1 pseudogene is annotated in these 731 nt (G+C 57.6%); it reads right to left on the reverse strand.

The annotated features are described in order from the left end of the window. Positions 1 to 94 precede the first annotated feature (94 nt). A pseudogene (locus OKC30_RS21265) lies at positions 95 to 731 on the reverse strand (primase C-terminal domain-containing protein); the annotation flags it as partial.

A 731-nucleotide genomic window follows, 5' to 3' on the forward strand; every position in this document is an offset into this window, starting at 1 on the left:
GCCCACCTCGCCAAGATCCTCTTTCTCAGGACAAGCCATATCAGAAACAAACGCCCTTCGGGCGCTGTTATCTGATAAGGCTTGTTGTTTTGGATCACTCTGGCGAGATTTTGGAGAGGTAGCGGCTAACACTGGCCGAACCAATCCCCAAATCTTGGGCAATATCGCGGTTGCTATAGCCCATGGCTTTTAGCCTGATCACCTCCGGTAATAGCTCTACCGCTTTGCTTGGCCTACCGCCGCCCTTGGATACCTTGCCGCCATTCGAGCCGCTGCCAATCTTGCCACCCTTGGCCCCGCGCTTTGCTTGGATGGCTCGGAACTCGGACGGCGTGAACCGCTGCCATACCCACCTAGCAATGCTCTTGGCCGTGGCCTTGATCTCAGAAATGGGCAACGGGCCGCCACATTCCAGCGCAAACCCGCCGTTAACGTCATCACAGGCAGCGCGGACGGCATCCGCCCAAGCCTCATACCCGTTAGGCCGCCAGTATGCTCTAACGGCGCTGTAGGCCCATTCTCGCACCTCATCGAACAGGGTAACGTTACGCCCTAACCCGCTGGCCTCGTTGCGACTACGGCGGCTGTAGGCCGCTAAATCGGCATCGGGACAAAACTCGGCGAGATAATCGAGGGGGAACGCCTCCGAATGGTGCCATATCGTTAGCCAATCGTCGTGTAACGGGTTTTTGGTGATCAACCCTGCATACCCTACGTCCGCACCTAGCCGA

The sequence above is a fragment of the Aeromonas sp. QDB18 genome (assembly GCF_027705325.1).
Taxonomy (GTDB): Bacteria; Pseudomonadota; Gammaproteobacteria; order Enterobacterales; family Aeromonadaceae; genus Aeromonas; species Aeromonas caviae.